The organism is Nostoc sp. TCL240-02 (genome assembly GCF_013343235.1).
Taxonomy (GTDB): Bacteria; Cyanobacteriota; Cyanobacteriia; order Cyanobacteriales; family Nostocaceae; genus Nostoc.
On sequence record NZ_CP040094.1, the window covers coordinates 7,447,843 to 7,474,252 of the forward strand.

General features: G+C 41.2%; 22 protein-coding genes. 14 read left to right on the top strand and 8 right to left on the bottom strand.

The window, feature by feature from the left end; all coding sequences use genetic code 11:
- The first annotated feature begins 46 nt into the window (after positions 1 to 46).
- The 11 genes from FBB35_RS31935 (at position 47) to FBB35_RS31985 (ending at position 9,341) form a co-directional block, all read left to right on the top strand.
- Positions 47 to 667 (top strand): Uma2 family endonuclease, encoded by a 621-nt coding sequence (locus FBB35_RS31935; protein WP_174712959.1) that lies wholly within the window; start codon positions 47 to 49, stop codon positions 665 to 667.
- 193 nt (positions 668 to 860) lie between these two features.
- Positions 861 to 2,846, top strand: coding sequence for a DNA sulfur modification protein DndD (gene dndD / locus FBB35_RS31940; protein WP_174712960.1), 1,986 nt, complete (start codon positions 861 to 863; stop codon positions 2,844 to 2,846).
- A 113-nt stretch (positions 2,847 to 2,959) separates the two neighbouring features.
- A complete protein-coding gene (locus FBB35_RS31945; protein WP_254625752.1) occupies positions 2,960 to 3,166 on the top strand; it encodes a hypothetical protein in 207 nt (68 codons plus the stop codon).
- Positions 3,163 to 3,510 (top strand): type II toxin-antitoxin system PemK/MazF family toxin, encoded by a 348-nt coding sequence (locus FBB35_RS31950; protein WP_174712962.1) that lies wholly within the window; start codon positions 3,163 to 3,165, stop codon positions 3,508 to 3,510. The genes FBB35_RS31945 and FBB35_RS31950 overlap by 4 nt, the downstream gene beginning before the upstream one ends.
- A 30-nt stretch (positions 3,511 to 3,540) precedes the next feature.
- Entirely contained in the window at positions 3,541 to 3,927 is a 387-nt protein-coding gene (dndE, locus tag FBB35_RS31955) for a DNA sulfur modification protein DndE (protein ID WP_174712963.1), read from the top strand.
- 51 nt (positions 3,928 to 3,978) lie between these two features.
- Entirely contained in the window at positions 3,979 to 5,436 is a 1,458-nt protein-coding gene (locus tag FBB35_RS31960; RefSeq protein ID WP_174712964.1) for a DNA phosphorothioation-associated putative methyltransferase, read from the top strand.
- A 247-nt stretch (positions 5,437 to 5,683) separates the two neighbouring features.
- On the top strand, positions 5,684 to 6,976 hold the full coding sequence (locus FBB35_RS31965) for an AmpG family muropeptide MFS transporter (RefSeq protein WP_174712965.1): 1,293 nt from the start codon (positions 5,684 to 5,686) through the stop codon (positions 6,974 to 6,976).
- Positions 6,961 to 7,359, top strand: coding sequence for an ABC transporter permease (locus FBB35_RS31970; RefSeq protein WP_174712966.1), 399 nt, complete (start codon positions 6,961 to 6,963; stop codon positions 7,357 to 7,359). Before FBB35_RS31965 ends, FBB35_RS31970 begins: the two co-directional genes overlap by 16 nt.
- A gap of 221 nt (positions 7,360 to 7,580) precedes the next feature.
- Positions 7,581 to 7,769 (top strand): hypothetical protein, encoded by a 189-nt coding sequence (locus FBB35_RS31975; RefSeq protein ID WP_174712968.1) that lies wholly within the window; start codon positions 7,581 to 7,583, stop codon positions 7,767 to 7,769.
- A gap of 37 nt (positions 7,770 to 7,806) precedes the next feature.
- Positions 7,807 to 8,403, top strand: a complete 597-nt coding sequence (locus FBB35_RS31980) for an N-acetyltransferase (protein ID WP_174712970.1) — start codon at positions 7,807 to 7,809, stop codon at positions 8,401 to 8,403.
- A 173-nt stretch (positions 8,404 to 8,576) separates the two neighbouring features.
- Positions 8,577 to 9,341, top strand: coding sequence for a HEAT repeat domain-containing protein (locus tag FBB35_RS31985; RefSeq protein WP_174712972.1), 765 nt, complete (start codon positions 8,577 to 8,579; stop codon positions 9,339 to 9,341).
- A 172-nt stretch (positions 9,342 to 9,513) separates the two neighbouring features.
- Here the strand turns inward: FBB35_RS31985 and FBB35_RS31990 are convergent, their stop codons facing one another.
- From FBB35_RS31990 to FBB35_RS32020, 7 genes are all read right to left on the bottom strand, one after another.
- Positions 9,514 to 9,918: a phosphomannose isomerase type II C-terminal cupin domain gene (locus FBB35_RS31990; protein ID WP_174712973.1), complete on the bottom strand. Its 405-nt coding sequence runs from the start codon at positions 9,916 to 9,918 to the stop codon at positions 9,514 to 9,516.
- Between the two features lie 111 nt (positions 9,919 to 10,029).
- Positions 10,030 to 11,382 carry a sorbosone dehydrogenase family protein gene (locus tag FBB35_RS31995; protein WP_174712975.1) on the bottom strand — a complete coding sequence of 451 codons (1,353 nt, stop codon included), beginning with the start codon at positions 11,380 to 11,382 and terminating at the stop codon, positions 10,030 to 10,032.
- A gap of 147 nt (positions 11,383 to 11,529) precedes the next feature.
- On the bottom strand, positions 11,530 to 12,741 hold the full coding sequence (locus FBB35_RS32000; protein ID WP_174712977.1) for an EAL domain-containing response regulator: 1,212 nt from the start codon (positions 12,739 to 12,741) through the stop codon (positions 11,530 to 11,532).
- 78 nt (positions 12,742 to 12,819) lie between these two features.
- Positions 12,820 to 13,320, bottom strand: a complete 501-nt coding sequence (locus FBB35_RS32005) for a hypothetical protein (RefSeq protein ID WP_174712979.1) — start codon at positions 13,318 to 13,320, stop codon at positions 12,820 to 12,822.
- 203 nt (positions 13,321 to 13,523) lie between these two features.
- A complete protein-coding gene (locus tag FBB35_RS32010) occupies positions 13,524 to 16,361 on the bottom strand; it encodes a glycoside hydrolase family 10 protein (protein WP_174712980.1) in 2,838 nt (945 codons plus the stop codon).
- A 97-nt stretch (positions 16,362 to 16,458) separates the two neighbouring features.
- Positions 16,459 to 17,796, bottom strand: a complete 1,338-nt coding sequence (locus tag FBB35_RS32015) for a TIGR03279 family radical SAM protein (RefSeq protein ID WP_174713847.1) — start codon at positions 17,794 to 17,796, stop codon at positions 16,459 to 16,461.
- Between the two features lie 105 nt (positions 17,797 to 17,901).
- Positions 17,902 to 18,726, bottom strand: a complete 825-nt coding sequence (locus FBB35_RS32020) for an undecaprenyl-diphosphate phosphatase (protein WP_174712982.1) — start codon at positions 18,724 to 18,726, stop codon at positions 17,902 to 17,904.
- Between the two features lie 456 nt (positions 18,727 to 19,182).
- On the opposite strand from FBB35_RS32020, the gene FBB35_RS32025 reads away from it, so the two are divergent.
- The 3 genes from FBB35_RS32025 to nadB all read left to right on the top strand — a co-directional run bounded on the left by FBB35_RS32025 (position 19,183) and on the right by nadB (position 22,758).
- Positions 19,183 to 19,962: a DUF3120 domain-containing protein gene (locus FBB35_RS32025; RefSeq protein WP_174712985.1), complete on the top strand. Its 780-nt coding sequence runs from the start codon at positions 19,183 to 19,185 to the stop codon at positions 19,960 to 19,962.
- Positions 19,963 to 20,500: 538 nt separating this feature from the next.
- On the top strand, positions 20,501 to 20,929 hold the full coding sequence (psbU, locus tag FBB35_RS32030; protein ID WP_174712988.1) for a photosystem II complex extrinsic protein PsbU: 429 nt from the start codon (positions 20,501 to 20,503) through the stop codon (positions 20,927 to 20,929).
- Positions 20,930 to 21,084: 155 nt separating this feature from the next.
- On the top strand, positions 21,085 to 22,758 hold the full coding sequence (gene nadB / locus FBB35_RS32035; protein WP_174712990.1) for an L-aspartate oxidase: 1,674 nt from the start codon (positions 21,085 to 21,087) through the stop codon (positions 22,756 to 22,758).
- 1,237 nt (positions 22,759 to 23,995) lie between these two features.
- On the opposite strand, the gene FBB35_RS32040 is transcribed toward nadB, so the two are convergent.
- Positions 23,996 to 26,200: a CHASE2 domain-containing protein gene (locus FBB35_RS32040; protein ID WP_174712993.1), complete on the bottom strand. Its 2,205-nt coding sequence runs from the start codon at positions 26,198 to 26,200 to the stop codon at positions 23,996 to 23,998.
- Positions 26,201 to 26,410: the final 210 nt, after the last annotated feature.

Sequence of the window (26,410 nt, forward strand, 5' to 3'; positions counted from 1 at the left end):
AAGAACGCTTAACAAAGTTTACTTATTTTAAAACAAGCGAGGTTCTATGATTCAAGCCATACACAAATTAGTAACTTTTGAAGATTTTGCAGCTTGGCGGCCTGAGGGTGGTAGATATGAATTACATGATGGCGTGATTGTTGAAATGGCTCAACCAGTGGGAGATCATGAGGATGTTGTTGGTTTTTTGGCGCTAAATATATCTATCGAAATTGTGCGACAAAAACTTCCTTACTTTATTCCAAAAACTGTATTAGTCAAGCCATTTGAAGGTGAATCAGCTTATTCACCAGACATCTTAATAATCAATCGACCAAATTTAGTGCATGAGCCTTTATGGAAAAAAGAATCAACTGTATCTCAAGCTACATCTATTCCCTTAGTTATTGAAGTTGTTAGTACTAATTGGCGAGATGATTACTATAAAAAATTAGCTGATTATGAAGCTATAGGTATTCCCGAATATTGGATTATAGATTACGCGGCTATAGGCGCTAGAAAGTTTATTGGCAATCCTAAACTGCCTACTATATCCATTTATCAATTAATTGATGGTGAGTACCAAGTTACTCAATTTAAAGGCGATACTCATATTGTCTCGCCTACTTTCCCAGAATTGAATTTAACCGCCGAACAGATTTTTCAAGCTGGAGGTGTGCAAATCTAGCCACGCTTACCAACACCGAGACAGATGCGATCGCATTTCTTAACAGTTAGTGATGGTATTATCTATATTTCATAGATAATATTTTTTATCAATGCGTCAGACAAAACCATCTAATTAATTTTATCTGATTCCTTTCATCACAAACTTTCTGCTTCTGCGATCGCTGTCGAACTTATGTTAATCTTAAAAACTAATGATATTTCTTGAACTAGTATTACAAAACTTTGGCCCCTACAGTGGTAAACAGGTAATCAATCTTAACCCAAAAATTGATGAGGAAAACTCACACCCAATTATCCTCTTAGGTGGGATGAATGGCGGCGGAAAAACTACCCTCATGGATGCCATTCGTCTCGCCCTTTACGGACCCCGCGCCCAATGTTCTACCCGTGGTAATTTAAGTTATAGTGATTTCCTGAATCAATGCGTTAACAACAAAATAGATCCAGTTGCAGACACGCGGATTGAATTACTTTTTGAACATATTGAAAACGATAAACCAATAAAATACCGTGTTGTACGTAGTTGGACAAAAAATCCCAAAGATGGTAAAGATACATTAGGTATTTTAGGTGACAGTGATACATGGCCTGATGCTTTAGTTAATATCTGGGATGAATATATTGAAAATCTTCTGCCATTAGGCATTTCTAACTTATTTCTCTTTGATGGTGAACAAGTTAAAGAACTCGCAGAACAGGAAACACCACCACCAGTTGTAGTGGATGCGATTCGCGGACTTTTAGGTTTAGAGTTAGCAGACCGGTTAGCTGTTGATTTAGATATTTTAGTTAATCGTAAACTGAAAGAAATTGGTAATAGTAAGGATTTAGCCAACCTAGAAGAAATTGAAACTAGTTTAACTCAACAACAAGAAGATTATCAAACTACAGCAGAGAAAGTAGAAATTCTCAAAAATCAGGTAGGTGAGTTAGAACAAAAGCAGCAAGAAGCCTTTGATAAATTCATTTCTGAAGGTGGAAAGATTGCAGCAGAACGCAATCAACTAGAACTACAGCAAAATACAAAAACTGCGGAAATTGAACAAGTACGCCAGTCAATGTGTGAATTAGCGGCTGATGTTTTACCTCTAGCATTAATTCCCAATTTGCTTAATCAGGCGCAGACACAGGGCGAAAAAGAATTTCGCCATCAACAGGTACAAATTTCTAAAGATTTGTTAATTGAACGAGATCAGCGTTTACTCACTTGGCTAACTCAAGTAGAAATTTCTCCGATACAAGTTGAAAAAATCCAATCCTTTTTAATCCAAGATGTAGATAGTTTATATGCAAAGACTCTCCAAACAGAAGCACCTTGGTTATTAGCTGATGATGAAAGTTTAAGTCAGCTAGATAATCTTATCTATCACTTACAAAATTCTAAGCTTTCTGCAAAAGAAAAATTAGCTATTCTTAAAAATAAAGAAGAAGAAATTCATACTCTAGAAAGACAAGTGCAAACAGCAGCAGCACCAGAAGATTATACAAAGCTGCGTCAAGCACTTGAAGCGGCACAAAATCAAGTTGTGGAAGCTAAAGCAAATTACGAAACAATCCGCCGCCGTTTAGCTGAATTAGAAACTATTATTGCTAAGTCAAAGAGAGAATTAAGTGATTATACTGTAGAAAATATTAAACATAAAAATAGCGAACATATTATTACTTCTGCGGCTAAAGTTCAAAACACACTCAAGATTTTTCGTGAAAAATTAACATTGAGAAAGCTCAATAAGTTAGAAGAAGAAGTTAAAAATTGCTTCCTTTATCTCCTCCACAAATCAGACTTAGTGCATCGCATCACCATTGATACTAAGACTTTCAGCCTTTTGCTTTACGATTTAAATGGTAAACCTGTACCTAAACATCGTCTCTCGGCTGGCGAAAAACAACTACTTGCGATCGCATTCCTCTGGGGTTTAGCCAAAGTCTCTGGACACCGCCTACCAGTAGCAATCGATACGCCGCTAGGTAGACTCGACTCCTCACACCGCAACAACTTAGTTGAACGTTACTTTCCATCTGCTAGCCATCAAGTAATTTTGTTATCTACGGATACTGAGATTGGCAAAAAAGAAGTAGAAACACTGCGAGAAAATAAAGCGATCGCCCGCGAATATCTCCTCAAATACGACTCGTCCACCCGCCAAACAACAGTACTAGAAAATCAATATTTTTGATAGTAGATATTGTCTAAAAAAGATATTTACAATATATATCACGACCTTTGGAAAGTAGATAAACAATTATGAACTCACCCCATGTACTAAAAATAGAGAACGACCTACGTGTCTTGTCATTAGAAGAATTAGAATGGCTATTAGAACGTATCGCAAAGCAAGTGCAAGAAAGAAAGCAAATAGTAAATAAATTCACTAATGTTAAATATATGAATGAACAACTAGTTGCAATGGCTACTGATTTAGATATACAAACAGAAATTAATAGTATTAACAATGAATTTAGTATTACAGAAATGGATGGTTTAGAAAAGCTGTGAGCATCGAGAGAGGACAAATTTATTTTGTTAATCTTAATCCAGTGCTGGGTCGAGAACAGGCAGGAACAAGACCAGTTTTTGTTTTATCTATAGACGCTATCAATCAATTACCTTTGGTTGTGACTGTAATTGTCGGTACGAAAGGAACAAATATTAAGCGTGATTATCCAACCAATATACGAGTCTCTCCAGACGACAGCGAATTGCTTATAGAAACAGTGTTCTTATGTTTTCAAATTCGTTCTTTAGATCCAAATCGCTTTCCTACTGATCCATCTGGCAAACTTTCTGACTCCAAGATGCTTGAGGTTGAAACTGCGGTTCGCTACTGTTTGGGTTTATGAACGAAAAATACTTTAATTTTTAGTAAGATTATGGAATCCCCAATCGAAAGAATTAAACTTTCCCAAACAGCTAAAGACCAACTTACCAAACTTAGACGCAGTACCAAAATCGATCAATGGAATATCCTATGCCGTTGGGCGTTTTGTCGTTCTCTCGCAGAAGCAACTGCACCCTCCCCCGTCCCAATTCCCCAAGATAGCAACGTTGAAATGACTTGGCGCGTCTTTGGCGGCGAAATGTCGGATATTCTCCTCCTCGCCCTTAAGCAACGCTGTCACAATGATGGTTATCCCACCGATAAAGAAACCCTCGCCACCCAATTCCGTTTACATTTGCATCGCGGTATTGGTTACTTAGCAGGCGATCCAAATATCAAGAAAATTGAAGATTTAATTGAACTAGCGGTTAAAAATTGAAAGGATATTAGTTGACTGTTAACTCTTCGCTGTTAACTGACAATTAATATTATGCCTGAAGCGCTAGAAATCGAGCGTCATAGAGCCGCGATCGCTCGCCCCGACATCTCTCGCCCTGTACGATTGGCTATAGAAGGGTCAATCCTCAATCAAGACACCACTTTTTTTGACTACGGTTGCGGCTACGGTGGCGATGTTCAGCGAGTAAAAAATTTAGGTTACACCAGTTCAGGCTGGGACCCTTACTACTATCCCGATGTACCACGTATCACCGCCGATGTGGTCAACTTGGGTTATGTCCTCAACGTCATTGAAGACTCAGAGGAACGCCGTCAAAGCCTAATCCAAGCCTGGGAACTCACCGGGAAAGTTTTAATTGTCGCGGCTCAAATCCTGATTAACGCTCCCAGCAAAACCCAACTTGCTTACAATGATGGCATTGTGACGCGTCGCAATACTTTTCAGAAATATTACGAACAACAAGAACTCAAAACTTATATTGATGAAGTCTTAAATGTAGATGCAGTACCCATTGCATTAGGCGTTTACTTTGTTTTTCGAGATGAAGCTGAAAAAGAAAGTTACAAAGCTATCCGCTTCTTTTCTACCACTTCTACACCACGAGTCCGCATCCCCGTTAAGCGGTTTGAAGACTATGAAGAACAGCTGCAACCATTAATGGCTTTCTTTACCAAGCGCGGTAGACTACCTGTAAAAAGCGAATTGGAAAATGAACAGGAATTACTGAGCGAATTTGGTAACTTTCGCCGCGCCTTTGGTGTAGTTTTGCAAGCTACTGATGAGGCTGAATGGGATGCGATCGCTTATCGTCGTTCTCTAGATATCCAAGTTTATCTCGCCCTGACTCACTTTGATAAACGTCCTGCATGGCAAAAGCTAGCGCCAGAAATGCGTCACGATATCAAAGCCTTTTTTAGTAGCTATGAAGAAGCGTGCCTTGTAGCCGATCAAAAGCTTTTCAGCTTAGGTAAACCTGGGGTAATTCAAACTGCTTGCGACAAAAGCAAAATTGGTAAACATACACGCGGTGCGCTCTATGTCCATGTTTCGGCACTTGCAGCACTTGACCCCGTACTACGAATTTGTGAAGGTTGCGCTAGTCGTACCATTGGGCGTGTCGATGAAGCTACATTAATCAAATATCACACTGACAAACCGCAAATATCCTATCTCTCTTACCCGGAATTCGATACCGATCCTCACCCGGCGTTAAAAGCCAGCATCGGTATTGATTTAAAAACCCTCATCATAACTCACCGAGACTACGAAACTAGGGCAAATCCACCGATTTTGCACCGTAAGGAAACATTTGTCACCAGCGACTACCCAGGCTACGAAGAATTTGCTAAACTCACCCAACAAGAACAGCAATTAGGATTACTCAATAGTAAAAGTGACATCGGTACGCTTGAAGGTTGGGAAAAATGCCTTGCTGCACACAGAGTAGAAATCAGGGGGCATCAGGTTTATCCAATTCAGGAAAGTTAAGAAAACGCTGACACTATAAGGTTATCCTGAATTTGTATTTAACCCAAGTAAATCTTGGTAGTTTGTCATGTTTGCGGGAAATCACATAGCAGCGATGATGAGTTTAAATCCCCGATCGGGATTATGTAGGTAACTCCTGCCACTCCGATAATTCAAACCTTTATAGGTACTATTTACATGATACACATTTGCATTTCCTCGTTGTATTTTATTGATATTTCCTCAAAAGAGGCAAAAAGTTGAAAATATGAGGAAAATTAAATCACTGCTGGAAGTTTTCGGTAGTCGCAAAATGGCGGCTTTATTATTTTTAGGTTTTTCATCGGGTTTACCGTTATTGTTAATCGGTAATACCTTAAAGGCTTGGATGACCGTAGAAAAGGTAGATTTAGCCGCTATTGGTTGGTTTAGCCTCGCGAGTTTGCCTTATTCTTTGAAGTTTCTGTGGTCGCCACTGCTGGACAGGTTCGCCTTACCAGTGTTGGGACGACGACGGGGTTGGTTAATTTTGACGCAGATTGCTTTGATTGTAGCGATCGCATTCATGGCTTTCCAACAACCCAAACAAGCATTACAACTACTAGCAATCAACGCCATAGTCATTGCCTTTATCAGTGCAACTCAAGATATTGCCGTTGATGCCTACCGTACCGACGTTTTAGAAAAACTAGAAATGGGGGCTGGTGCAGCCGTTTTTATCTTGGGTTATCGAATCGCCCTGTTAGTCGCAGGTGCTTTAGCCTTGATACTTGCCGACAAACTGCCTTGGTCATCGGTTTACTTGTTTATGGCAGGGACGATGGTAATTGGTATTTTTGCAACCTTGTTCGCACCGGAACCCAAGGAAATTAGCCCTCCAGCTTCTCTGGTTGATGCTGTCATCTTACCTTTTCAGGAATTTTTTCAGCGTCAAGGGATTATCAAAGCTATTCTCATGCTTGCATTCATTACCCTATACAAGCTAGGTGATGCTTTGTTGAGCAATATGACCACGCCTTTTTTGCTGCAAACGGGTTTTACCAAAACCGACATTGGGGCAATTCAAGTGGGGATGGGGTTAATTGCGACGATTGTCGGTGCTTTAGCAGGTGGTTCAATTTTGAGTGCTATTGGCATCAATCGATCGCTTTGGGTTTTTGGTATTCTACAAGCAGTAAGTAATTTAGCTTACTTTTTTCTAGCATACATCGGTAAAAACTACCAAGCTATGGTACTTGCCATCAACGTAGAACAATTTTGTGGTGGATTGGGGACAGCAGCCTTTGTTGCCTTTTTGATGAGTCTTTGTAACCAGCGTTTTTCTGCAACCCAATATGCTTTGTTATCCAGCTTAATGGCTGTCAGCCGCGATATTCTGTCGGCCCCTGGAGGTGCGATCGCCCAAAATACGGGTTGGCCTGTATTTTTCTTAATTACCATTGCCGCCGCCGTACCAGGACTACTCCTATTACCAGTATTTGCCCCCTGGAACCCTCAGCCAGTGGCAATATCTAGACCAGGACTTGAGGACGAAGAAGAGGATATATGGGGAATCAAGTAGTTATTGCTGTCGGCACATTCATCCTCTTATTAACAGGTTTATTGCTGGGCTATGTTCTCTCGCAGTTAGTTTTGGGATTTCTAGCATTTAACCTACTAACTTTTTTCGGAACACTCAGCTTAATTTTAATTTTTGGGACACTTTATTACGTTTTATTTTGGCAGTTACGAAGAGATCAGTCCCGACCATCAACAAATCAAGGGATATCAAACCAGATAGACGATGATGTATCTGATAGCTATCTAAAAAACAGACTGATCGCTAAATTATCTGGTGACACTGCCGCAGCCGAACGGTTAATTGAACAGGCAAAGGAAACTTATCCTGGGATGCCGGAAAATTGGTATTGCGAAAGAGTGCTTGATGACTTGGAGCGCAAATAGTACTGCGGGGGCAGGGGGCAGTGGGCAGGGAGCAGGGAGCAGGGAGCAGGGGGAGATGAGGAAGACAAGGGGGAATTATTGAACAAGTTTTTTGCCCAATTCCCCATTCCCCATTCCCCATTCCCAATTTTCATATACAGAAAATTGCTAAAATAAAGAATACTTCACAAATCTTCAGCTAAATTTTCATAAAAATTCCTAGCTCTCTTTGCAATTAAAATATGGCTATTTTTCGTCAATACATCGCCCCACTGCTTGTAGTTCTGGTATTTGTCTTTGCTCTAGTCGCAGTCAGCGCCCGCATCTTCTTACCATCAGATATGGCAGCACCCGCACCAATTGAAGAGGTAGGGGTAAGTTCTCAAACCACTCCTGATAATTTGCCACCAGTAGCACATACTAATTCGTAATTGGTAATTGGTATAACTCACCTAGCTAACTCAATAAATGCCAGAAGTGTCTGAGCAACTACTACCGGGGTATATTATTCGCTGTGGTTCCTTATTGGAGCGATCGCTGCTGCTTAAATTCATGCAGCGAACTTACCAGGATCTCTTCCCCAATGAGGATTTTTCTCACCTAGAGCAAACAGTTAAGCAATACTTCTCTAGCGATACACCCTTGTGGTGGGTAGAAGAGGAGGGGGAGGAGAGGGAGCAGGGGAGCAGGGAGCAGGGAGCAGGGAGTAAAGCAGAAAGAAGTAATTTTAATTCTCCCCCTTGCCCCCTGCTCCCTGCCCCTCTGCCTCTTATACCCAATTCCCAATTCCCCATCGCTTGCCTTTGGGTAGGCAATGCTATAGATCAAGTGCAGGGTAATCGCCATGCTCACATCTTTATTCTCTACGTTGTACCAGAACATCGGCGGCGGGGTATTGGTACAGCCTTAATGCAATATGTAGAAAATTGGGCTATTCAAAGAGGCGATCGCCAGATTGGATTACAAGTGTTTCAATCAAACAAACCCGCATTAAATCTTTACAATCAGTTAGGTTATCAAACCCAATCCCTGTGGATGGTAAAATTCCTGAGTGCAGAAAAATAAACTAGAGGATAGCCGTAACATACTTTAGCATCTGAGTTATAGCAGTTCTCGTTTGGATAAAATTCAACGAGGGTTAGGGAAAGTGTATAATTACGCAACTAATACTTATAAATTTTTGATTTATTGGCGCGGGGGATTATGTCTTAATCCCGAAAAGGGATAAAAATGAAATTATGTATGACGAAGACGATCTAAGCCTACTCGATGTCGATATTGAGGAGGAGCTAGAAAGCCCCCTAGATAAAATAGAGCCATTAACTGACGATTCAGTTGTGGTGAAGCCCGATCCTGAAGTGATGCTAGCCCTCCTGGAAAATCCCCAGCCCCAGCAAAGAATGTTAGCGGCGCGTGCTTTTTGTGATATAGAAGATGCGCGTGCTACCCCCTATCTGATTCGCCTGTTAACTGATATTTGTCCCTTAGTCCGGGTGAGCGCATCTTATGCTCTCGGACGCAATCCTAGTTCAGAAGCAGTGGCTCCATTAATTGCTCAACTAAAGAGTGATTGGAATGGCTATGTGCGTAAAGGCGTTGTTTGGGCTTTAGGAAACTGTCGCGATCGCCGTTCTTTACCGCCCCTAGCAGATGCCTTAAGAACTGACATTTCCGCAGTGCGTTTGTGGGCTGCTAGCTCCTTAGCACAGATGGCAGAGGTTGGTTATGAAGCAGTTATCGGGGCAATACCACCATTAATTGAAGCCTTAGTCAAAGATCCCGTGGCAGCAGTGCGGAGCAATAGTGCGTGGGCAATCGGTCAACTGTGCCGCGAATTGCCTTCTAATGTAGTTTATGCCACAGCGATCGATGCTCTAATTCAAGCCTTTGCCGAAGACCAAGACCTGGGAGTCCGGGAAGACGCGAAAGCTTCACTGTTAGGAGTGGGTGATCCCCGTGGCTTGCAGCTGATTGAAACCCTCGAACAAGAAGGGTGGTTTTGATTTGGGCATTGGGTATGGGGCATGGGGCATGGGGCATGGGGCATTGGGCATTAATCACTTGAATCCCAACTCCTAATTCCTGTACAGACGCAATTAATCGCGTCTCTCTTAACTCCTAACTCACTCAGCACTCAGCACGGGCTAAACGCCCCGCTACCGCTAACAGCACTCACTAACCTTCAGCTACAGATTTAACCAAATTTAAGTCATAAGGGCGCTCAGTATCATCTTCGCCCAAATACTCACCATTTTGAATTTCCAGAATAACTAGCGGGATGTGTCCAGGATTTTCTACCTTATGTAGGGTTGCTGCGGGAACATAAGTTGATTCGTTTCGATTCAGCAATATTTCCGAATCGCCACAAGTTACCTTGGCTACACCGGAAACTACAACCCAATGCTCATTACGATGATAATGAATTTGTGGTTTAATGCCGTGTCTGGGCTTGATTTCAACACGGCTAATTCTATAAGTATCTCCCTCCTCGATCACCTCCACCTCACCCCAGTATCGTGTGCCTGAATGTGGAGGCAATTCGTTGATATTTGACTGAGTATTATTTTCGTTGGGAGTCATAATGAATTTCTCAACCAGATAAGTATTAGTATTTTTCTGTAATTTACCGTAAAGGGGATAAACCTGGGTAGGGAGATATAGTCACAACTGCTGTAACTTTACTCTAGGGAATTATTCATTCCCCGTATACTGAATCCGATAAATCCGATTATTAGCTTCTTCTGTTAGTAGTAAACTGCCATCTGGCAGCACGAGTAAACCTACAGGTCGTCCCCAAGTGGTTGGTACAGAAGGATTGAGTAAAAAGCCTGTGAGAAAGTCTTCGTAATAGCCAAGCGATCGCCCCTTAGCGTCGAAGGGAACAAATACAATTTTATAACCAGTACCGCGATCGCGGTTCCAAGAACCACGAAAAGCAACAAAAGCACCGTTCCGGTATTTTTCTGGAAATGTTTTACCATCATAAAACTGCAAACCCAATGCTGCTGAATGCGCTTGGAACAGTACATCTGGCGTTTGGGTACTGGCAGCTAATTCGGGGCGTTTACTTTTGCCATCGGTTTTTTGACGCGGATCGAGGTTGTTTGGTGTCAGATAAGCATAAGGCCAGCCATAAAATGCCCCCTGTTTAACCCGTGTCAGATAGTCTGGAACCAAATCATCACCGATTCCATCGCGTTCGTTAATACTGGCGTAAAGTTCCTTGGTTAGAGGATGAAAGTCCAAACCAACCGGGTTACGCAAGCCGGAAGCGAAAGTTTGCTGCTGGGAACCATCTAAATTCATCACCTGTATCGAAGCGCGTGGTAGGGGTTCTTCATCCACATTGGTTCCTGAACCAACTGAGACATATAATTTATTGCGATCAGGTGAGACAACGACATTGCGTGTCCAATGGTTGTTATAACCTTGAGAAGGCAAGTCGGCGATTTTTTCTCCTTTACCTGTAATCTTGTTTTGACCTTGAGTATAGGGAAAACGCACCACAGCATCTGTATTCCCCAGAAAAAAGGAATTATCTGCAAAAGCCATCCCAAAGGGTCTATTGAGTCCGTTGTCCCCACTAGCAAAAGTTTCTCGAACGTCGGCTACACCGTCACCATTGCTGTCACGTAACAAACGAATGCGGTTTTGCCCCGTTTCAGTCACCAGAACATTACCACTGGGAGTTAAAGCTAGCCAGCGTGGGGCATCTAAATCTTCGGCAAATACATTAACTGTAAAGCCTCTTGGTACGCGCAGCACCGGATTTTGCGGAATAGGCACAACTTCAGGCCGCTTGGAAGCACTTTCTGTTGCAAAGGGTGCTGGTAAATTCTTCAGATTGATACGGATAGGTGTAGGCGAAAGTGCTTCAGTACGGACAGTATTTTTTGGCTTTGGCTGTGTAGGATTCTGTGTCAGTTGGGCAGAAGGTACAGATTCTTGTGGTGTGGGATTATCTGACGAAGCGCGAGTCTGGTTACACGCTGCTGTCAAGGTTAGTAACAAAACTGGCAGCAAGAAACGCGCAGAGACTTTCATGGCGGTAGACACTATGACACAATTTTTTTACTTTAGACTTGAGACTTAATAATTGTCACCAGTCTAAAGTCCGATTTTTCTTACTTAGTAAAAGTATCAGAAGATTAAGGACTAGGAAAATAATTCCCAATTCTCAATTCCCAATATTCATACATATAAGCATTTATTAGTCAATAAAAAATTTTCAACCTCTGCTGCTGGTAATGGACGACTAAATAGAAAACCTTGCATAGAATTACAGTTGTGCTGGCGCAAAAAAGAAAGTTCTGCTTCCGTCTCTACACCTTCAGCGATTACATTTAGATTGAGATTGTGACCCATTTGAATTAATGCTTTAGTAATGGCTGATTTCTGTGGATCGTTAGCAACGTTATGGATAAAATAACGGTCTATTTTCAATGTATTAATTGGTAAATTTTTCAGATAAATTAGAGAAGAATAGCCTGTACCAAAATCATCAATCGCAATTTTGATACCCAAGGATTGCAATTTAGTCATAGTAGCGATCGCACTATTTACGTCTTGCATAATCATACTTTCAGTCAGTTCTAGCTCTAAGTCATTTGGTTGCAAATTATTGATAGTTATAAAATTGACTATTTTATTAATAAAATCTGGTTGATTAAATTCCATTACTGAGATATTTACAGCAACAATAAAGGAATTAATTCCGGCATCACGCCAGATTTTTATTTGTTTACATACACTTTTTAATACCCATTTACCAATTGGAACAATTAAACCCGTAGACTCTGCTAACGGAATAAATTCTGTTGGGTAAACTATCCCTAATTCTGGACTTTGCCAGCGCAATAAACTTTCAGCAGCTAATATTTTTCCAGAAGCAATATCGACTATTGGTTGATAATAAATTTCAAATTCTTGAAATTTATGTTGTTTGATAGCTTGATACAAGCTAATTTCTAACAACTGCATTTTGGGAGACAAGTTGTTAATTGTAGTCTGGGTAGATAAATATCTTTTTAAAGTAGCGTGCTTTTCCAACCGATTTATGATGGCACTATATAACTCAGCCCGACTAAATGGCTTAGTTATATAGTCATCTGCCCCCATATCCATACCTTGACGAAAGTCAGATTTTGCAGATTTTGCAGTGAGAAAAATGAAGGGAATTGTTGCCGTTGATGGATCTTGGCGTAATGCGCTTAGAACGCCATAACCATCAATTTCTGGCATCATCATATCACAGAGAATTAAGTCAGGAACTTCACAGATAGCCAAATGCACGCCGACCCTACCATTAGCGGCAGCAATAGTTTCAAAATCCTCAGCTTCTAGCAAATCTAAAATGTTTTCACGAACTGCTTCATCGTCTTCTATTATTAAAATTTTGGGCATAAGTTACCTTAATTTATTTTTTATTATTTAATGAGAGTAAACTTTGTACCAAGTCCCGGTGTAATTATGGCAAAAATTTTATATTTGTAGATATCTATAAACTTTTTTACAATTAACATTTCTAATCGAATAGAAATGGACAGTCCAAAAGCCAGAATATTTAACTGTTTTCCACACTTGATAACCCGTGATAGCGAAAACATTTTTGTTCATAAATTTACTACCAAAATCTTCCGAACTCTTGCAGATATAAATGACTCCTGGGCTGGAGAATAATAAATATTGCAGATGTTGGAAATTTTCAAGTAGCGTCCACCATATTTCCCAATATGAACGCCTAACTACATCTTGTGATTGTAGCCTGCTAAAGTTGAGTACTGTTTGGTTCGCTTTTAGCCCAATGCCTTCTGTTATTAGCAATCCGATAAACTGGAAAGTGACGTTGAAGATAGTGCGAAATCGTCTTTCACCCTCACACAATGCTACTTCTGCTACACGGGAGGTACTATTCACAGAAACTGCCATGAGGTGATTCGATTTGTCCTGTCTGTCAGTACTATAGCGCGTGCTAGTGACCATTTGTACTTGGGTAATTGTCTCTTAACGAGAATTTGATATCCTACCTCAAATGAACTAATACTGGTGTCAATACTTATCGGGTTTTGGGGAAAACGGGAAGGGGAAAGGGTTTAAATTTACCTTTACCTCTTACCATTTAAGCTTTCTCCAGACCAAAAGAGAGATTGTTGGGTTTATCCGACAAGTATTGTTCTGCCTCTTCACTAGAGATGCAACTGCACCCGCCGTTCGCCATAACGCAATAGTCTTTCTATAGTTACAAGCCGATTTTCCCAAACTTTGACTTGATAGGAATTCGACTTAATTTCTTGGCTCATCAATACCCGAAATTGTGACTGGAAGCGAGTTAGAGAGGCTTTTGCCACTAGTAAATTACTAGGAGAAGGAGAAGCAGCAAGCTGATTTAAAGCAGTCCGTAAAACTTCTGCCTGGTTGTTAAAATCTGATATTGTCTGGGCAGGTCTTTCTGGTGGGTTATTTTGAAAAACAAACTTCCATTCTCGTTGCAGCGCGGTGTAACGGATGGCGGCAGTTTGAAAAGGTTGACGGTGAGGAATCGGTTCACTTTTTGTAGATTGAACTCTACCTTGAGTGCTAATAAAAAGTTTTTGTAGTTCGTTATTAAAATTCTCTGCGGCAAAGAGTGCGTAACCACTAACTGGCAAGTCTCTTACTAACTGGAGTTGATCGAACGTCCCGATTGTTGGTAAAGAAAGTAAGCGAATTCCCGGCACTAACAATGTAGCTCCCAATTGTTTAGAGGCTATCCAGGGTTGGGCTAGTCGTTGGAAGCGAGAAGTATCTAGAGCATAAGTCATGGGAACGATTAAATCCACATCTCCTCGCCTTGCCCAAGTTTCCCAGTTTTGTTGAATTTTCTGAATCCGCTCTTGTTCTGGCAAAGGAAATACTGCAACCGACAAAATCAAATTCGGTCGTTTTTGTCGCAACTGCTCTGAAACTTTCGCAACAAAGCTATCAACTTGCTCAGTCCGAAATGTTGTCCACTTTTGCCATAGTTCTAGTTGGCTGGGAGAAATATTTATCGGATCTACACCAGTAAGTTGCTGAAACTGCCCTCTTGCAGCTTTGCCATAGCCATAAATTCGACCTGCTGATGGGTCTTGAAAGGGGTAGCGAATGTAGTCTAGCTGTAGACCATCCACATCATAACGAGTAACGATTTCCTCGTACAGTTTGAGTAAGTATTGCCGTACTTCGGGGTTGGCTGGGTCAAAGAATGGCTTAGTCTGACCAACGGGGATCATGTTGCCAAGATTATCGTAGTTTGCCCAATCGGGATGAGCCGCTAGTACTGGTCCTGGATAATTTGGATTAAGGTTGATAATCTCATTATGCCGTTGATTGCCAGCAGCAAAAGTCCAAACCCAAGCGTGTAATTCCATGTCGCGCTCATGGGCTAATTTCACCGCATCTTCTAGTGGGTTCCACCCATGAATTAAGGGGTTTTGCTCTTTTGCAACTTGGCTGGGATAAATAGTATAGCCAGCATTAACGGTTTCAAAGAAGACAGTATTAATCCCAGTTTGGGCTAGGCGATCAAAAATCTGGGCTAGTCCCGCCTTGCTACCAGCACGAACAATTGTCCCCCTATCTAACCAAACTGCCCGAATTTCTGGTTGAGCCACTCTTTGATCGACAGGGAACTGCTGCCACAAAATCGTCTTTGCTGCCAGCCACTGCTGACGAGCTAGAGCATAGTTTTTTTGGGCAATCAATTGTGGTAAGTTTTTGGCAATTACCCTTACTTGTGCCAAGGCTTGGTCTTTACTTGTGGCTAACCCACCCAATTTAGTTGAGGCTAATTGTATTGGCTGATCCTTGACAGATTGAGAGTTGTAGGTTTCCAGATGCCTGGAGGTCTGTTTTCCCTCAGATATGCCAACGCCTTCCTTAACCACATCGGCTAACACCGCTAAATGAGCGCTTTCCACCCGGCCAATGAGATTTTCTAGCTCTTGTTGGAGAGCGATCGCTTGATTGCTGTCAATCGGCTCATTGGAGTTGGGTGCAACATCTAGACGCACCGCCTGTTCCAGCTGGTCAATGGCCTCTTGCGAAGTTGGTGGTTTAACTATAGGAAGCGCTCTCGGTATGGGAGCAGTGGCAGTTTTGGGAGGAGGAGATAAGGGAGATGAACTACTCCTCTGCCCCTCTGCCCCTCTGCTCCCCTGCTCCCCTGCTCCCCTGCCCCCTGCCCCCTGCTCCCCTACCCCCTGCCCCCTTGGTGCAGCCGCTACTGTTGTAGAGCAGTTTGGGGAACCTCCTGCTACTTTTTTCATCCGATTCGATGGCGCTAGCGCTGTCAAATAGTGATTTATAGAAGCTTTTAACCAGGCATTATCTAATTCGGCGGCTGAGGCTGTATCTGTTCCCCAGCGCCAGCCCAAAAAGGTGGTACGCTCGGTTGTCACTACTGCGGCTGGATTATCTTTGGAATTCCAAACAGCAGGAGATTCAGTGCCCATATCATTAGGAATCACAACGCCGCCGCGTACTTTGCCAAAGAGTTCAGTTTGATTTGCCCATTCTGGGATTTTGGTTTTTGTGGGCTTGATCTGTTCTATGTCACTGAGGCTGAATCCCCAATAACCTCCCAAGAGCGATCGCAATAACTGCCGCACTCCTGCTGATGACAAACTACCCACGGGGCCGCTAGCAATCAAGCGCCCTCCCTTACTCATCCATTCTTCGAGAGCGATCGCTTGGGTTGGGGTTAGCGTCTCGACGTTGGGCAAAAATAATACCCGGCGATCGCCCCAATCTGCACTACTCTTGACATCGCTTAGGGGAATTACACAATATTTCATCCCTATTGTCTGCAAGCGGTCAGTTATTCCTGTCCATTGATTCGCATTTTCTTGGCTTTGTACTACGCTCAATACAGGTTCTTCAGTCGCCGCCGTGACTGGCAAAATACTAAAACTATTTAAAATTAAAAAGTTAAAACTTAAAATGAAGAATCCGGCTTTCTTTATTTGAAAATTTGCCTTTTCATGAAACTCTTTCCGATTCTTCACTACTGACTCCTCAGTGGATTAATTATTAGGCATTACTTCTTATTTATCATCCAGCATAACAATAAATTACCTCCGAAAAACAACTGATCTTTGATAATTAAACCTTAACAGAACTGTATGTGCATGTTTTGATTAAATCTTCAACTCCTGCTATGGGGAAAATTTTTGTATTTAGTCTTCCAGCTAATTCCTCAATACTCATATCATCTAAAAATACCAATTCCCCATTTTTTAACATGACATTGGGGAGCAAAATACCATCACCTAAATCTTGACCTTCTAAATTTAGAAGTAAATCATGGCCAGTTAATAATCCGGTTACACTGATAGTTTGTCCCCAATAATCACTACATAAAGCCCGCATATTGACCTCTAAACCCTCAACACAATTTAAGCGTTTCAAAATTGGTTGAAATGCTTTTTCTACGGCGTTGCCCACTACCCAGGTCAATTTTCTTTGAGGATATACTTTTGGCGGGAGTAATTCTGCTGCAACGGTGGCAAATTGCTTGATAAATAGTTGAATCGAACCAACTCCGTTATCAATTTGGGGATATTCTTCATATTCAGACTCGCTGGGTAATTCTTCACCTGCAATTAAAAACCACTCATCGGCTAACCAAACAACGCTAGAACCAAATTTTTGGCGAAATTGCCGTGAGAGTATTTGCACTTGAGAAATCACTTCTTGAGCTTTTTCTCTAGTTACAGGTATAAGTTCATCTTCTGGAGGGCGAAACCGTGTCAACCCAACTGGCACAACTGCCACTGATGCCACCGTAGGGACTTCACCAGTATGAAAAGACGTTAAATCTTTAAGAGTTTTTTCTAGATGTTTGCCATCATTTATACCAGGACAAACTACAACTTGAGCATGAATTTGTAATCGCCTTTTTTGAAACCATTTGAGTTGTTGTAAAATTTGTCCGGCACGCTGATTTTTTAATAGTCTAATTCTCACATCAGCTTCTGTCGCATGAACAGAAACATATAATGGAGACAAGCGCATTTGCTCAATTCGCTGCCATTCTCTTTCTGGCAAATTGGTCAGGGTAAGATAAGAACCGTACAAAAAGCTTAGACGATAATCGTCGTCTTTCAAATACAAGCTGGTGCGTTTACCAGGTGGCTGTTGATCGATAAAGCAAAATGGACAGCGATTATTACACTGAATTAAGCCATCAAATAGGGCTGTTTCAAATTCTAGCCCCAAGTCTTGATCGTAATCTTTTTCAATTTCCAGACTATGAGTTTTACCAGCAGCATCTAAAACTTCTAGTTCCAAAATTTCATCAGCACACAAAAACTGATAATCAATTAAATCGCGGGGACGTGTACCATTGATTGCAACGATCGCATCCCCAGCCTCAAAGCCAATCTCGGCGGCTATTGAGTCGGGAAGAACCTTGGTAATTCGGGCAGGATTAATATTCATGGGGCATGGGGCATTGGGCATGGGGCATTGGGCATGGGGCATTGGGCATGGGGCATTGGGCATTTGTTTTAAACAAATGACCAATGACAAATGACTATTATGAAATTATCCTTTCCAACCTGATGCGATCGCAGCTAAAATTGCGCTACCGAATGCTAATCTATACCAAACAAAAACCAGAGTGTTTTTGGTTGCTAAGTATTTGATTAAGAATGCAATTGATAGGTAGGAAAAAATAAAGGTTGAAATAATCCCTACAATTAACAGTCCCACAATGTTATCTGGCAACTCGTGGGCTTGAAATGATTTGAATATTTTCAAACTTTTATACAGCGTTGCAATGGTAAGAGTTGGAAAGCCTAACAAAAATGAGAATTTCGCTGCTGTATCGCGTTCCAATCCTAAAAATAAGGCAGTTGTCAACGTTGATCCAGAACGAGAAACGCCGGGAATTAAAGCAAGTGTTTGTCCCAAGCCAACTAAAATCCCATCTCGAATCTGCAATGAATCAAAACCTCGCTTGCGAGTACCAATTTTTTCTGCTAAAGCTAGTAACAGTGCCATGATGATTGACATAATGGCAATAATTAATGCACTTTCCGGTAGAATGTCTTTCAAAAGAAAGCCGAAAACCAAGGCAGGTAGAGTTCCTACTACAATCCCCACAAGAATTTTCCACTCCTCACGTTGCCAATCTTTATCTTTAAATGCTTCGATTCCACCTTTGATAATATTAGTAATCAGCGACCAGAAATAACCCACAATTGCGATAACACTGCCAAATTGAATGGCATCGACAAAATCTTTAGAACCTAACTCTTTCCAACCAAATATCTTGGTAAAAATCAGAAGATGTGCAGTGCTACTAATTGGCAAAAACTCTGTAATACCTTGAACAATACCCAAAATAAAAGCTTGAATAAACTCCATAGCAATTAATACCTTTTTCCTTTTCTAGACATCATTATGAACATTGATTGTCTAGATGATGTTGCTTTATATACTCTCTACTGCACCTAATCTTATAGAAATTCGATTTTACCGATCAATAACATCATCTAAGACGCTGACCATGTTCTTACACCCACCTGAATAAGTCAACGAAATTTTGCCAGTTCATCAAACTTTAATATTTAGCAGACTGATGCTGTTCGCTTTTTAACTGTTATATTTTACCTTTCATCTCTCTGTAGTTCCCTATCTACAAGGAACTACAGAGCAGCTTTGTACATAGTGCAACTTGAATGGATTAGTCTGGCGCAGAATGTTTTGTCTAGTTTGCACCTGCGCTCGACGAAATTTCAGTATAATTACAATGCCCCAGGGGGGGATTTTAAAATGTGATATCTTAAATAAGATAAAGTTTAGTAACAAATATTAAAAACTTTGATTAATAATACACTGTCCTCCTACACTGCTTCTACCCCTTCTATTGATACCGAGTTGGATTTGGCTGATACTGGGCAGAATGGCATCAGGCAATTGGAATCTGCACTCTCTTTTTCTCCCTCTTTACCTTTATCTATTTCTGCCAGACAAAATTGGTTAGTATTTGCGGCGGCGGTATTTTTGGTATCAGTGCCAGTATTTGTAGAAGCGCCAATAGTGCGATCGCTACCAACTCTCAGTTTAGCGCTGACAGCATTTTGGGTGTGGCTAAGTTTTACCTTAATGTCACGTCCTGCAACATACATCTGGGGCGATTTGCTCTTAGGGTTTAGCTGGAGTTGGTTAGCAGGCGCGATTTACTGGGGCTGGTTACGTTGGGAACCCGTATGGCATCTACCAGTAGAATCTATAGGATTACCGTTTGCTTGCTGGTGTCTAGCGAAGAATTGGGGTAAGGTTGGTAGCTGGTTTTATTTAGGATCTTTACTCGGTACTGTTTTAACAGACGTATATTTTTATCTAGTAGACTTGATGCCTTACTGGAGGCAAATTATGAGAGTGGATGCAGATTTAGCACCACAAATCTTACAAAATGCCCTGATGCAAGTACAAACACCTTGGGGACAAACTTGGGCTATAGTTCTCGCGTTAATGCTGTTAACAGTTGGGATTTTCGCTTTAGGTGGAAAGCAAAGACACTGGTATGCCTTTGGTGGCGCAGTTTTAAGCACCATTTTGGTAGACAGCCTGTTTTTGTTAGCTGCGATCGCAGCGTGAAGGAGACAGGACGCAGGACGCTTCTATTACCAAAACTTTTTCTAGTCAGCCTACAGCACATCAAGAATGATGCTGTAGATAAGTAATTAGTTAAGAAATATTACATAACAGTCCATTACCCTCAAGTCTTCTTGCTAGGGTTTTTGGTATTAGACATCGACGGTTTCGTATCTGCTTAAAAGGTAAAATCAGCAACCCCGAAAAGATTTCATCTTGCAGGGAATACTACCAGGATCGTTGATATAAGGCTATTACAGCTATGTAGCCACTGCGATCGCGATAAAAATTTTTGTCAAAACCACAGTCAAACCCAGTAACAGTAAATATTGTGGATATTAATACGCTGTATATTAGTTTCTGATGACTGCTGTGTTGATTAAGCTATCAGGTTTTGTTCTTTGTCCTTTGTCCTGTGTCCTCTAACGTAGACGCATTAGCGGCTTCCCGCAGGGTATGACCAATGACCAATGACTAATGACCAATTACGGCTGTTAGCTTAAAATTTTTATTTCTGTTTGATGGAAAGAGGTAGAAAATCGTGAAAGGATTGGCGCGTTTATTAACAGTGTTTAGTTTGTTACTTAGTTGCTGGGGATGGTTGGGAACAACTCAGATAGCCCAAGCTGCTAGTTTCAACAGTTTTGCTTTTCCTCAAGTCCCAATTTTGGCAATTGAGCGGCAGAATCGGGCAGATAAGAAGCTAGGAACGGAATTTGGGAAAAAAATTGATTTGAATAATACCAACGTCCGAGCTTTTCAACAGTTTCCAGGGCTTTATCCCACTTTGGCTAAGAAAATCATCACAAATGCTCCCTACAAAAATGTAGAGGATGTATTGGATCTTCCAGGATTGAGCGATCGCCAAAAAGCAACCCTGCAAGCCAACTTGGATAAGTTTACCGTGACAGAATTAGAGCCTGCCTTCAACGAAGGAGACGATCGCTTTAACAACGGTATCTACAGATAAGTTGCAGTTAATCTAGCAAATAGTAGCCCACTCCTGATTCTAGGGAGTGGGATTATTCTATTAAAGATAAAGAAAGACAAGAAGGACAAAGTAAAATTTTTTCCTTGTCTCCCCCTGCTCCCTTCCCCCTATCCCCTCCCCCCTCCCTCATTACCTTGCCTGAGATAATTCCTAGCCAATTTGATGTCTTAGTAGTCGGCGCTGGCGCTGCTGGACTATACACAGCGCTGTGTCTACCAGAGTCCTTACGAGTCGGCTTGATTACCAAAGAAACTGTTGCTTTGTCCGCTAGTGATTGGGCACAAGGTGGTATTGCCGCAGCCGTTTCCCCGGAAGATTCTCCTACGCTACACATTGAAGATACGATCCGGGCAGGTGCAGGTTTGTGCGATCGCACCGCTGTAGAATTTCTCGCCCAACTTGCTCCTAACTGCATTCAATCCCTAGTTAACTTGGGAGTTGCTTTTGACCGTCATGGTCAAGCCTTGGCTTTAACTTTAGAAGCTGCCCACTCTCGCAACCGCGTTCTCCACGCTGCGGATACCACAGGCAGGGAAGTTACAACCACTCTCACCACTCAAGTATTACGTCGCCCGAATATTCAAGTCATTCAGCAAGCTTTAGCTTTGAGTTTGTGGATTGAACCCGAAAGCAAGCGCTGTCAGGGAATAAGCCTGTTTTATCAAGGTAAAATCACATGGATTAAAGCTGGTGCTGTAATATTAGCAACTGGCGGTGGCGGTCAAGTATTTGCCCAAACCACTAACCCGGCTGTGAGTACAGGTGATGGGGTAGCGATCGCATATCGGGCTGGGGCTATTCTCCGCGATTTGGAATTTGTGCAATTTCACCCCACTGCACTGACTAAAACTGGTGCCGATCGCTTCCTTATTAGCGAAGCTGTACGCGGCGAGGGGGCACACCTTGTTGATAATGAAGGGCGGCGTTTTGCCTTTGACTATCATCCTGCGGGTGAACTCGCCCCCAGAGATGTGGTCAGTAGAGCAATTTTTAGCCATTTACAACGTACCGCCGTTGATTTGGCCACTGCCCATGTGTGGTTGGATATGCGCCCCATCCCTGCCGACAAGATTCGTCACCGCTTTCCTAACATCATTAAAGTTTGTCAGCATTGGGGAGTTGATGTTTTCCACGAACCAATTCCTGTAGCGCCTGCTGCCCATTACTGGATGGGTGGGATTGTCGCGGATCTGATGAATCGCACAAATATCCCTGGTTTGTACGCGGTGGGTGAAACCGCTAGTACCGGGGTGCATGGGGCAAATCGCCTTGCCAGTAATTCCCTGCTGGAATGTATTGTGTTTGGGGCCCAAATGAGCCAAATTGAGTTGGAAAATATCGGGTTGCCGTTAGAAATACCAATGTTGCCATCACGGAAATTTAGCGTTGATCCTAGTGAATGGCACATCCAGCAAGCACAACTAGAAGCACTCAGAGAGAAGTTACCGCGTCTAGTGTGGGAAAATGCTGGTATTTGTCGAGAGCAATCAAAGTTGGAAACTGCGATCGCCACTGTTGAATCTTGGCAGCAAGATTTTGCTGCTTTGCCTTTAAGTCAATTCTTGCTTGGTTTACGCCCAGCAGAACCAGCTAGTTTTGACTTACCAAATGTTGAACGACAATTGCGACTTTGGGCAGAAACCCGCAATTTATTAGATGTGGCTGATTTAATTCTCAAAAGTGCTGCTTTTAGAACCGAGAGCCGAGGAGGACACTACCGTTTAGACTATCCTCAATCAGACCCAAATTGGCAAGTTCACACACTTGTCCAAACAAATCATTGGTGGAAATCTCCAATATTATCTTGAACATTCTTCTGTCCCGCATTCCTCATCGTAATTATGGGCGGAGTTAGGGAGAGCCTTATTCTAGTATTATTTTTAATAAACTACCCTTGCTATCTTCCAAAGGAACTAGACTCGCTAACCCTGTCGGCGGAAATTTCAGCCCGTTCTTTTTGGGATATTTCCAAGGAACAGATGTGATGTCTAAGATATGAGCCCCTTTATAGCGCTGCTTTACCACAATCTAAAATCAAAAATGGCCATCAGCGAGTACCGCTACCATGCTGACTGTCAGGACCACCATAATTTGGTGGGATATATGTGTCTTTTAAATTTGGAGAATTGACTTTGTGGGCGATTAAAGTATTACTGCTAGTAGTAATAACAGTATTAGCACTTGCAGTACCGAATAGGCTCGTGCAAGCGGCAAATTTAGGTAATAATATGTAAGCACTTATACAGAGTATCATGACCTTTGTGAATCGGAAGTTAGTTTTCATTGGTTTCAGTAAATTTACTATTTTTTCATTTCAAACGTATTTTTATTGACTAACGTATATTTACTGATACTTTTTTCAAAAATATTTGAACTTTATTAAATTATTTCTAATACTTTACAAGTGATTGTGGTGTTTACTTGTACGATATCCTTAAATTGCTGGTATTAAATAGTTTTTATACTTAAGTAATATTCTTAATTAGCCATTTTTACATCAGTCTAAAGTTAGATATGTTGATGGATTGCTATAAGCGTTTTGTTTAATTCACGATTTATTAATAATATCTTATATACTTTTAAGTATTAACACTATATTTGCCGAATCAAAATTTCAAAAAATATAAAAAAATACTTATTTTCTTGTATAGTTATGTTTTGACTATAATAAAGATATATAAAGATAAAATAACATAATTGTTAGATTATAAGGATTTTAAAAACTATGGAACTATAGAATACCCTTATAATTCCGTATAACATCAGTATATTTTTGTTTGTAAAAGTAATTACATAAAAATCGAAAAAAATTATTTTTCTAATTAATTCTGATGATGAATTCCTTTTTCACTTATCTTCTTAGTTTTAGTCATCAGTCCCAAAAGCCTTGCTAAATCTCTATCTTGACTAAAAAACTACCTCTAGTTATATACGAAATGCTTTTTCAAAATAGTGCCTTGCACATATTTAAAGTCCACATTCCTAATTTAACGGTAAAATTTTTTACTATAGGGAGAAAAATATGGAGACTTACCTCTTAACTAATTAAGCAAACTCGTAGCGATTTTTACCCAGATGCTTGGCACGATACATTGCTGCATCTGCTTGTTTGATCAAATTTTCACTATCTTGGCTGTTGTATGGGTAGACACTTATACCAATACTGGCAGAGATTCGGATTGCATAGCCATCCAAAACAATTGGCTTGGTAATACTGCTTAAAATTTTTTCGGCGACTTTAGCAGCTATCTGGACATTAGGAATTGCCCGCAAAATTATAGTAAATTCATCGCCACCCAAGCGAGAAACTGTATCACTAGCGCGTAAAGAGTTGCTGAGTCTTCCAGCGATAGTCATTAGCAAGCGATCGCCCGTCTCGTGACCCAAAGTATCATTAACTTGCTTAAAGCCATCTAGATCGATAAACAGCAGTCCCAACAACAGGTTATTGTGTTGCGCCCAATGTAACGACTCATAAAGCTGTTCGGCAAAAAATTTGCGATTGGATAAACCAGTGAGGGGGTCGTGATACGCTAAATAACGCAAGTGGTCTTCTTTGAGCTTTAATTCATTGTTAGAGCGGAATAGTTCAGCAGCAGTTCGCTTCAGCTGCTCCTCCATTAGCTTGCGCTGAGTAATATCTCGGATAACTCCAACTAAAAAGAAATTGCCAGCTGAGTCTTTATGCAGCGATCGCTTAGTCGCAATTTGATGAGTCTGTCCATCTGCATTTGTAAATTCTTCTTCATGTTCCTGGGGTTTTTGAGTTCGGAACACCAGATCGTCCTGTTGTCGAAACACATCAGCTTCATGCTTAGGGAAAAAGTCATAGTCTGACTTTTCAATCAACAACTTATTCGGATAACCAATAAATCGACAATAGGCTTCATTTAAAACAATCCACTGATGTTGTTCATTTTTGACAAAAATTGGATCGGGAATTGTGTTGATTACGTGATGCAAAAATTCTTTAGAACGTTTCCGCTCTTCCTGAATATGGGCAATATGACTGGTCATCCAAATAGCTGAACTGCCAAAGCTAAACAGTGAGGGAAGGAGCGGTATCCACCAACCGTACAAAAAAGTAATGTATGTGGTCAGGGTCAATACAAAGCAAGAAACTAGTATACAAAGCAGACTTCTAGTAGCGTGTCGTATCCGCCATGTCGTCACAGCTCCCAGATAAGACCAAATAAAAATCCACAAGTATTCCATCAAGTCAGACCAAAATTTGAATAATGGTCGTCCATCAACAGCAGCAGAGATTAACTCACTAACAAAATAAGCTTGCAGTTGAATGCCGGGTACAGGCTTTGCTGTACCTATTAGATTGCTGGAATATGGAATGAATACAAAATCCTGGAGACTGGGTGCAGTGGAGCCAATCAGTATAATCCGATCTTTGATTAAATTTTCTTGGACTTTATCTGCCAGTACATCTTTTATCGATACCTGGCGAAAACTACATAATTCTCCAGATGAACTTTGACATTTAGGTTTAGGAAAATTGGTCAGAATTTGATATCCTCTATCATCAGCCCTCACATAAGCACCATCATCACCCTCAAAACGAGTAAATGATGCCTTACCCAATTGCAAGTACTTAGGGTTGCTTTTTGCTTTAGTGGGAATAATTCCCTTTGGCTTTAAATACAATAAAGCCAACTTCAGAGCAAAACTTTCGTGTAATTGATTATCAACGTGCCAATACAACAAACTGCGGCGTACTTTACCATCAAGATCGTACAGCACATTATTAAAGCCAACTTGATCCTTATTTAGTCCCTGTGGAGGCAAAACACTAAAGTTTTTGTTTTTGTCATTTGCCAGTAGTTCAATACCAATTAAATTGGGCATTGACTTATAAGTATTACGCAGTTCTTGATTACCAGGCTCTACTGGTAAATTTCTGTAGAGATCTAAGCCAATAGCACGGGGTTTGTGGACATTTAATTTTTGCAACAACAGTGCAATTTTCGCATCTGGAATCGGCCACAAACGTATTTCGTTTAAATATGCTTCATTAATCACTACAATTGTAATACGCTCTTCCGGTGGTTCATTTGGACGTAAGCGAAACAATTGATCCAAAGCTGCAAACTCCAAAGATTGCAATAATCCGATGGAGTGCAACAGCACGACGCAGACTGCAATGCTGACGGCAGTAATCAATTCTCTGTGTCCTCGACTAAGCGATTGTTTGAGTCTCAAGACTAACTTTACAAAACGCTTGTCTAGTTGCTGATTCATTCCCATTACCTAGTGGGGAGAAATATTCTCTATTTCCGATAGCTATTAACTATCGGACTAACATAGCTCAAAGGAGAGCTAAATAGAGTTTCTAAGAGTTTGTTCAACTCCGTAAGATTTTTCAAGCTATCCTGATATTTGTGATGTATTAGCATATATTGAGGCCAATTATCTTACCAAACGCCAACTGGAACTTTTTTGGCTATCAGC

Coding starts and splice junctions, on each gene's coding strand:
- FBB35_RS31935 (WP_174712959.1), top strand. CDS start 47: ATGATTCAAGCCATACACAAATTAGTAACTTTTGAAGATTTTGCAGCT.
- dndD (WP_174712960.1), top strand. CDS start 861: ATGATATTTCTTGAACTAGTATTACAAAACTTTGGCCCCTACAGTGGT.
- dndE (WP_174712963.1), top strand. CDS start 3,541: ATGGAATCCCCAATCGAAAGAATTAAACTTTCCCAAACAGCTAAAGAC.
- FBB35_RS31960 (WP_174712964.1), top strand. CDS start 3,979: ATGCCTGAAGCGCTAGAAATCGAGCGTCATAGAGCCGCGATCGCTCGC.
- FBB35_RS31965 (WP_174712965.1), top strand. CDS start 5,684: ATGAGGAAAATTAAATCACTGCTGGAAGTTTTCGGTAGTCGCAAAATG.
- FBB35_RS31970 (WP_174712966.1), top strand. CDS start 6,961: ATGGGGAATCAAGTAGTTATTGCTGTCGGCACATTCATCCTCTTATTA.
- FBB35_RS31975 (WP_174712968.1), top strand. CDS start 7,581: ATGGCTATTTTTCGTCAATACATCGCCCCACTGCTTGTAGTTCTGGTA.
- FBB35_RS31980 (WP_174712970.1), top strand. CDS start 7,807: ATGCCAGAAGTGTCTGAGCAACTACTACCGGGGTATATTATTCGCTGT.
- FBB35_RS31985 (WP_174712972.1), top strand. CDS start 8,577: ATGTATGACGAAGACGATCTAAGCCTACTCGATGTCGATATTGAGGAG.
- FBB35_RS31990 (WP_174712973.1), bottom strand. CDS start 9,918: ATGACTCCCAACGAAAATAATACTCAGTCAAATATCAACGAATTGCCT.
- FBB35_RS31995 (WP_174712975.1), bottom strand. CDS start 11,382: ATGAAAGTCTCTGCGCGTTTCTTGCTGCCAGTTTTGTTACTAACCTTG.
- FBB35_RS32000 (WP_174712977.1), bottom strand. CDS start 12,741: ATGCCCAAAATTTTAATAATAGAAGACGATGAAGCAGTTCGTGAAAAC.
- FBB35_RS32005 (WP_174712979.1), bottom strand. CDS start 13,320: ATGGTCACTAGCACGCGCTATAGTACTGACAGACAGGACAAATCGAAT.
- FBB35_RS32015 (WP_174713847.1), bottom strand. CDS start 17,796: ATGAATATTAATCCTGCCCGAATTACCAAGGTTCTTCCCGACTCAATA.
- FBB35_RS32020 (WP_174712982.1), bottom strand. CDS start 18,726: ATGGAGTTTATTCAAGCTTTTATTTTGGGTATTGTTCAAGGTATTACA.
- FBB35_RS32040 (WP_174712993.1), bottom strand. CDS start 26,200: ATGAATCAGCAACTAGACAAGCGTTTTGTAAAGTTAGTCTTGAGACTC.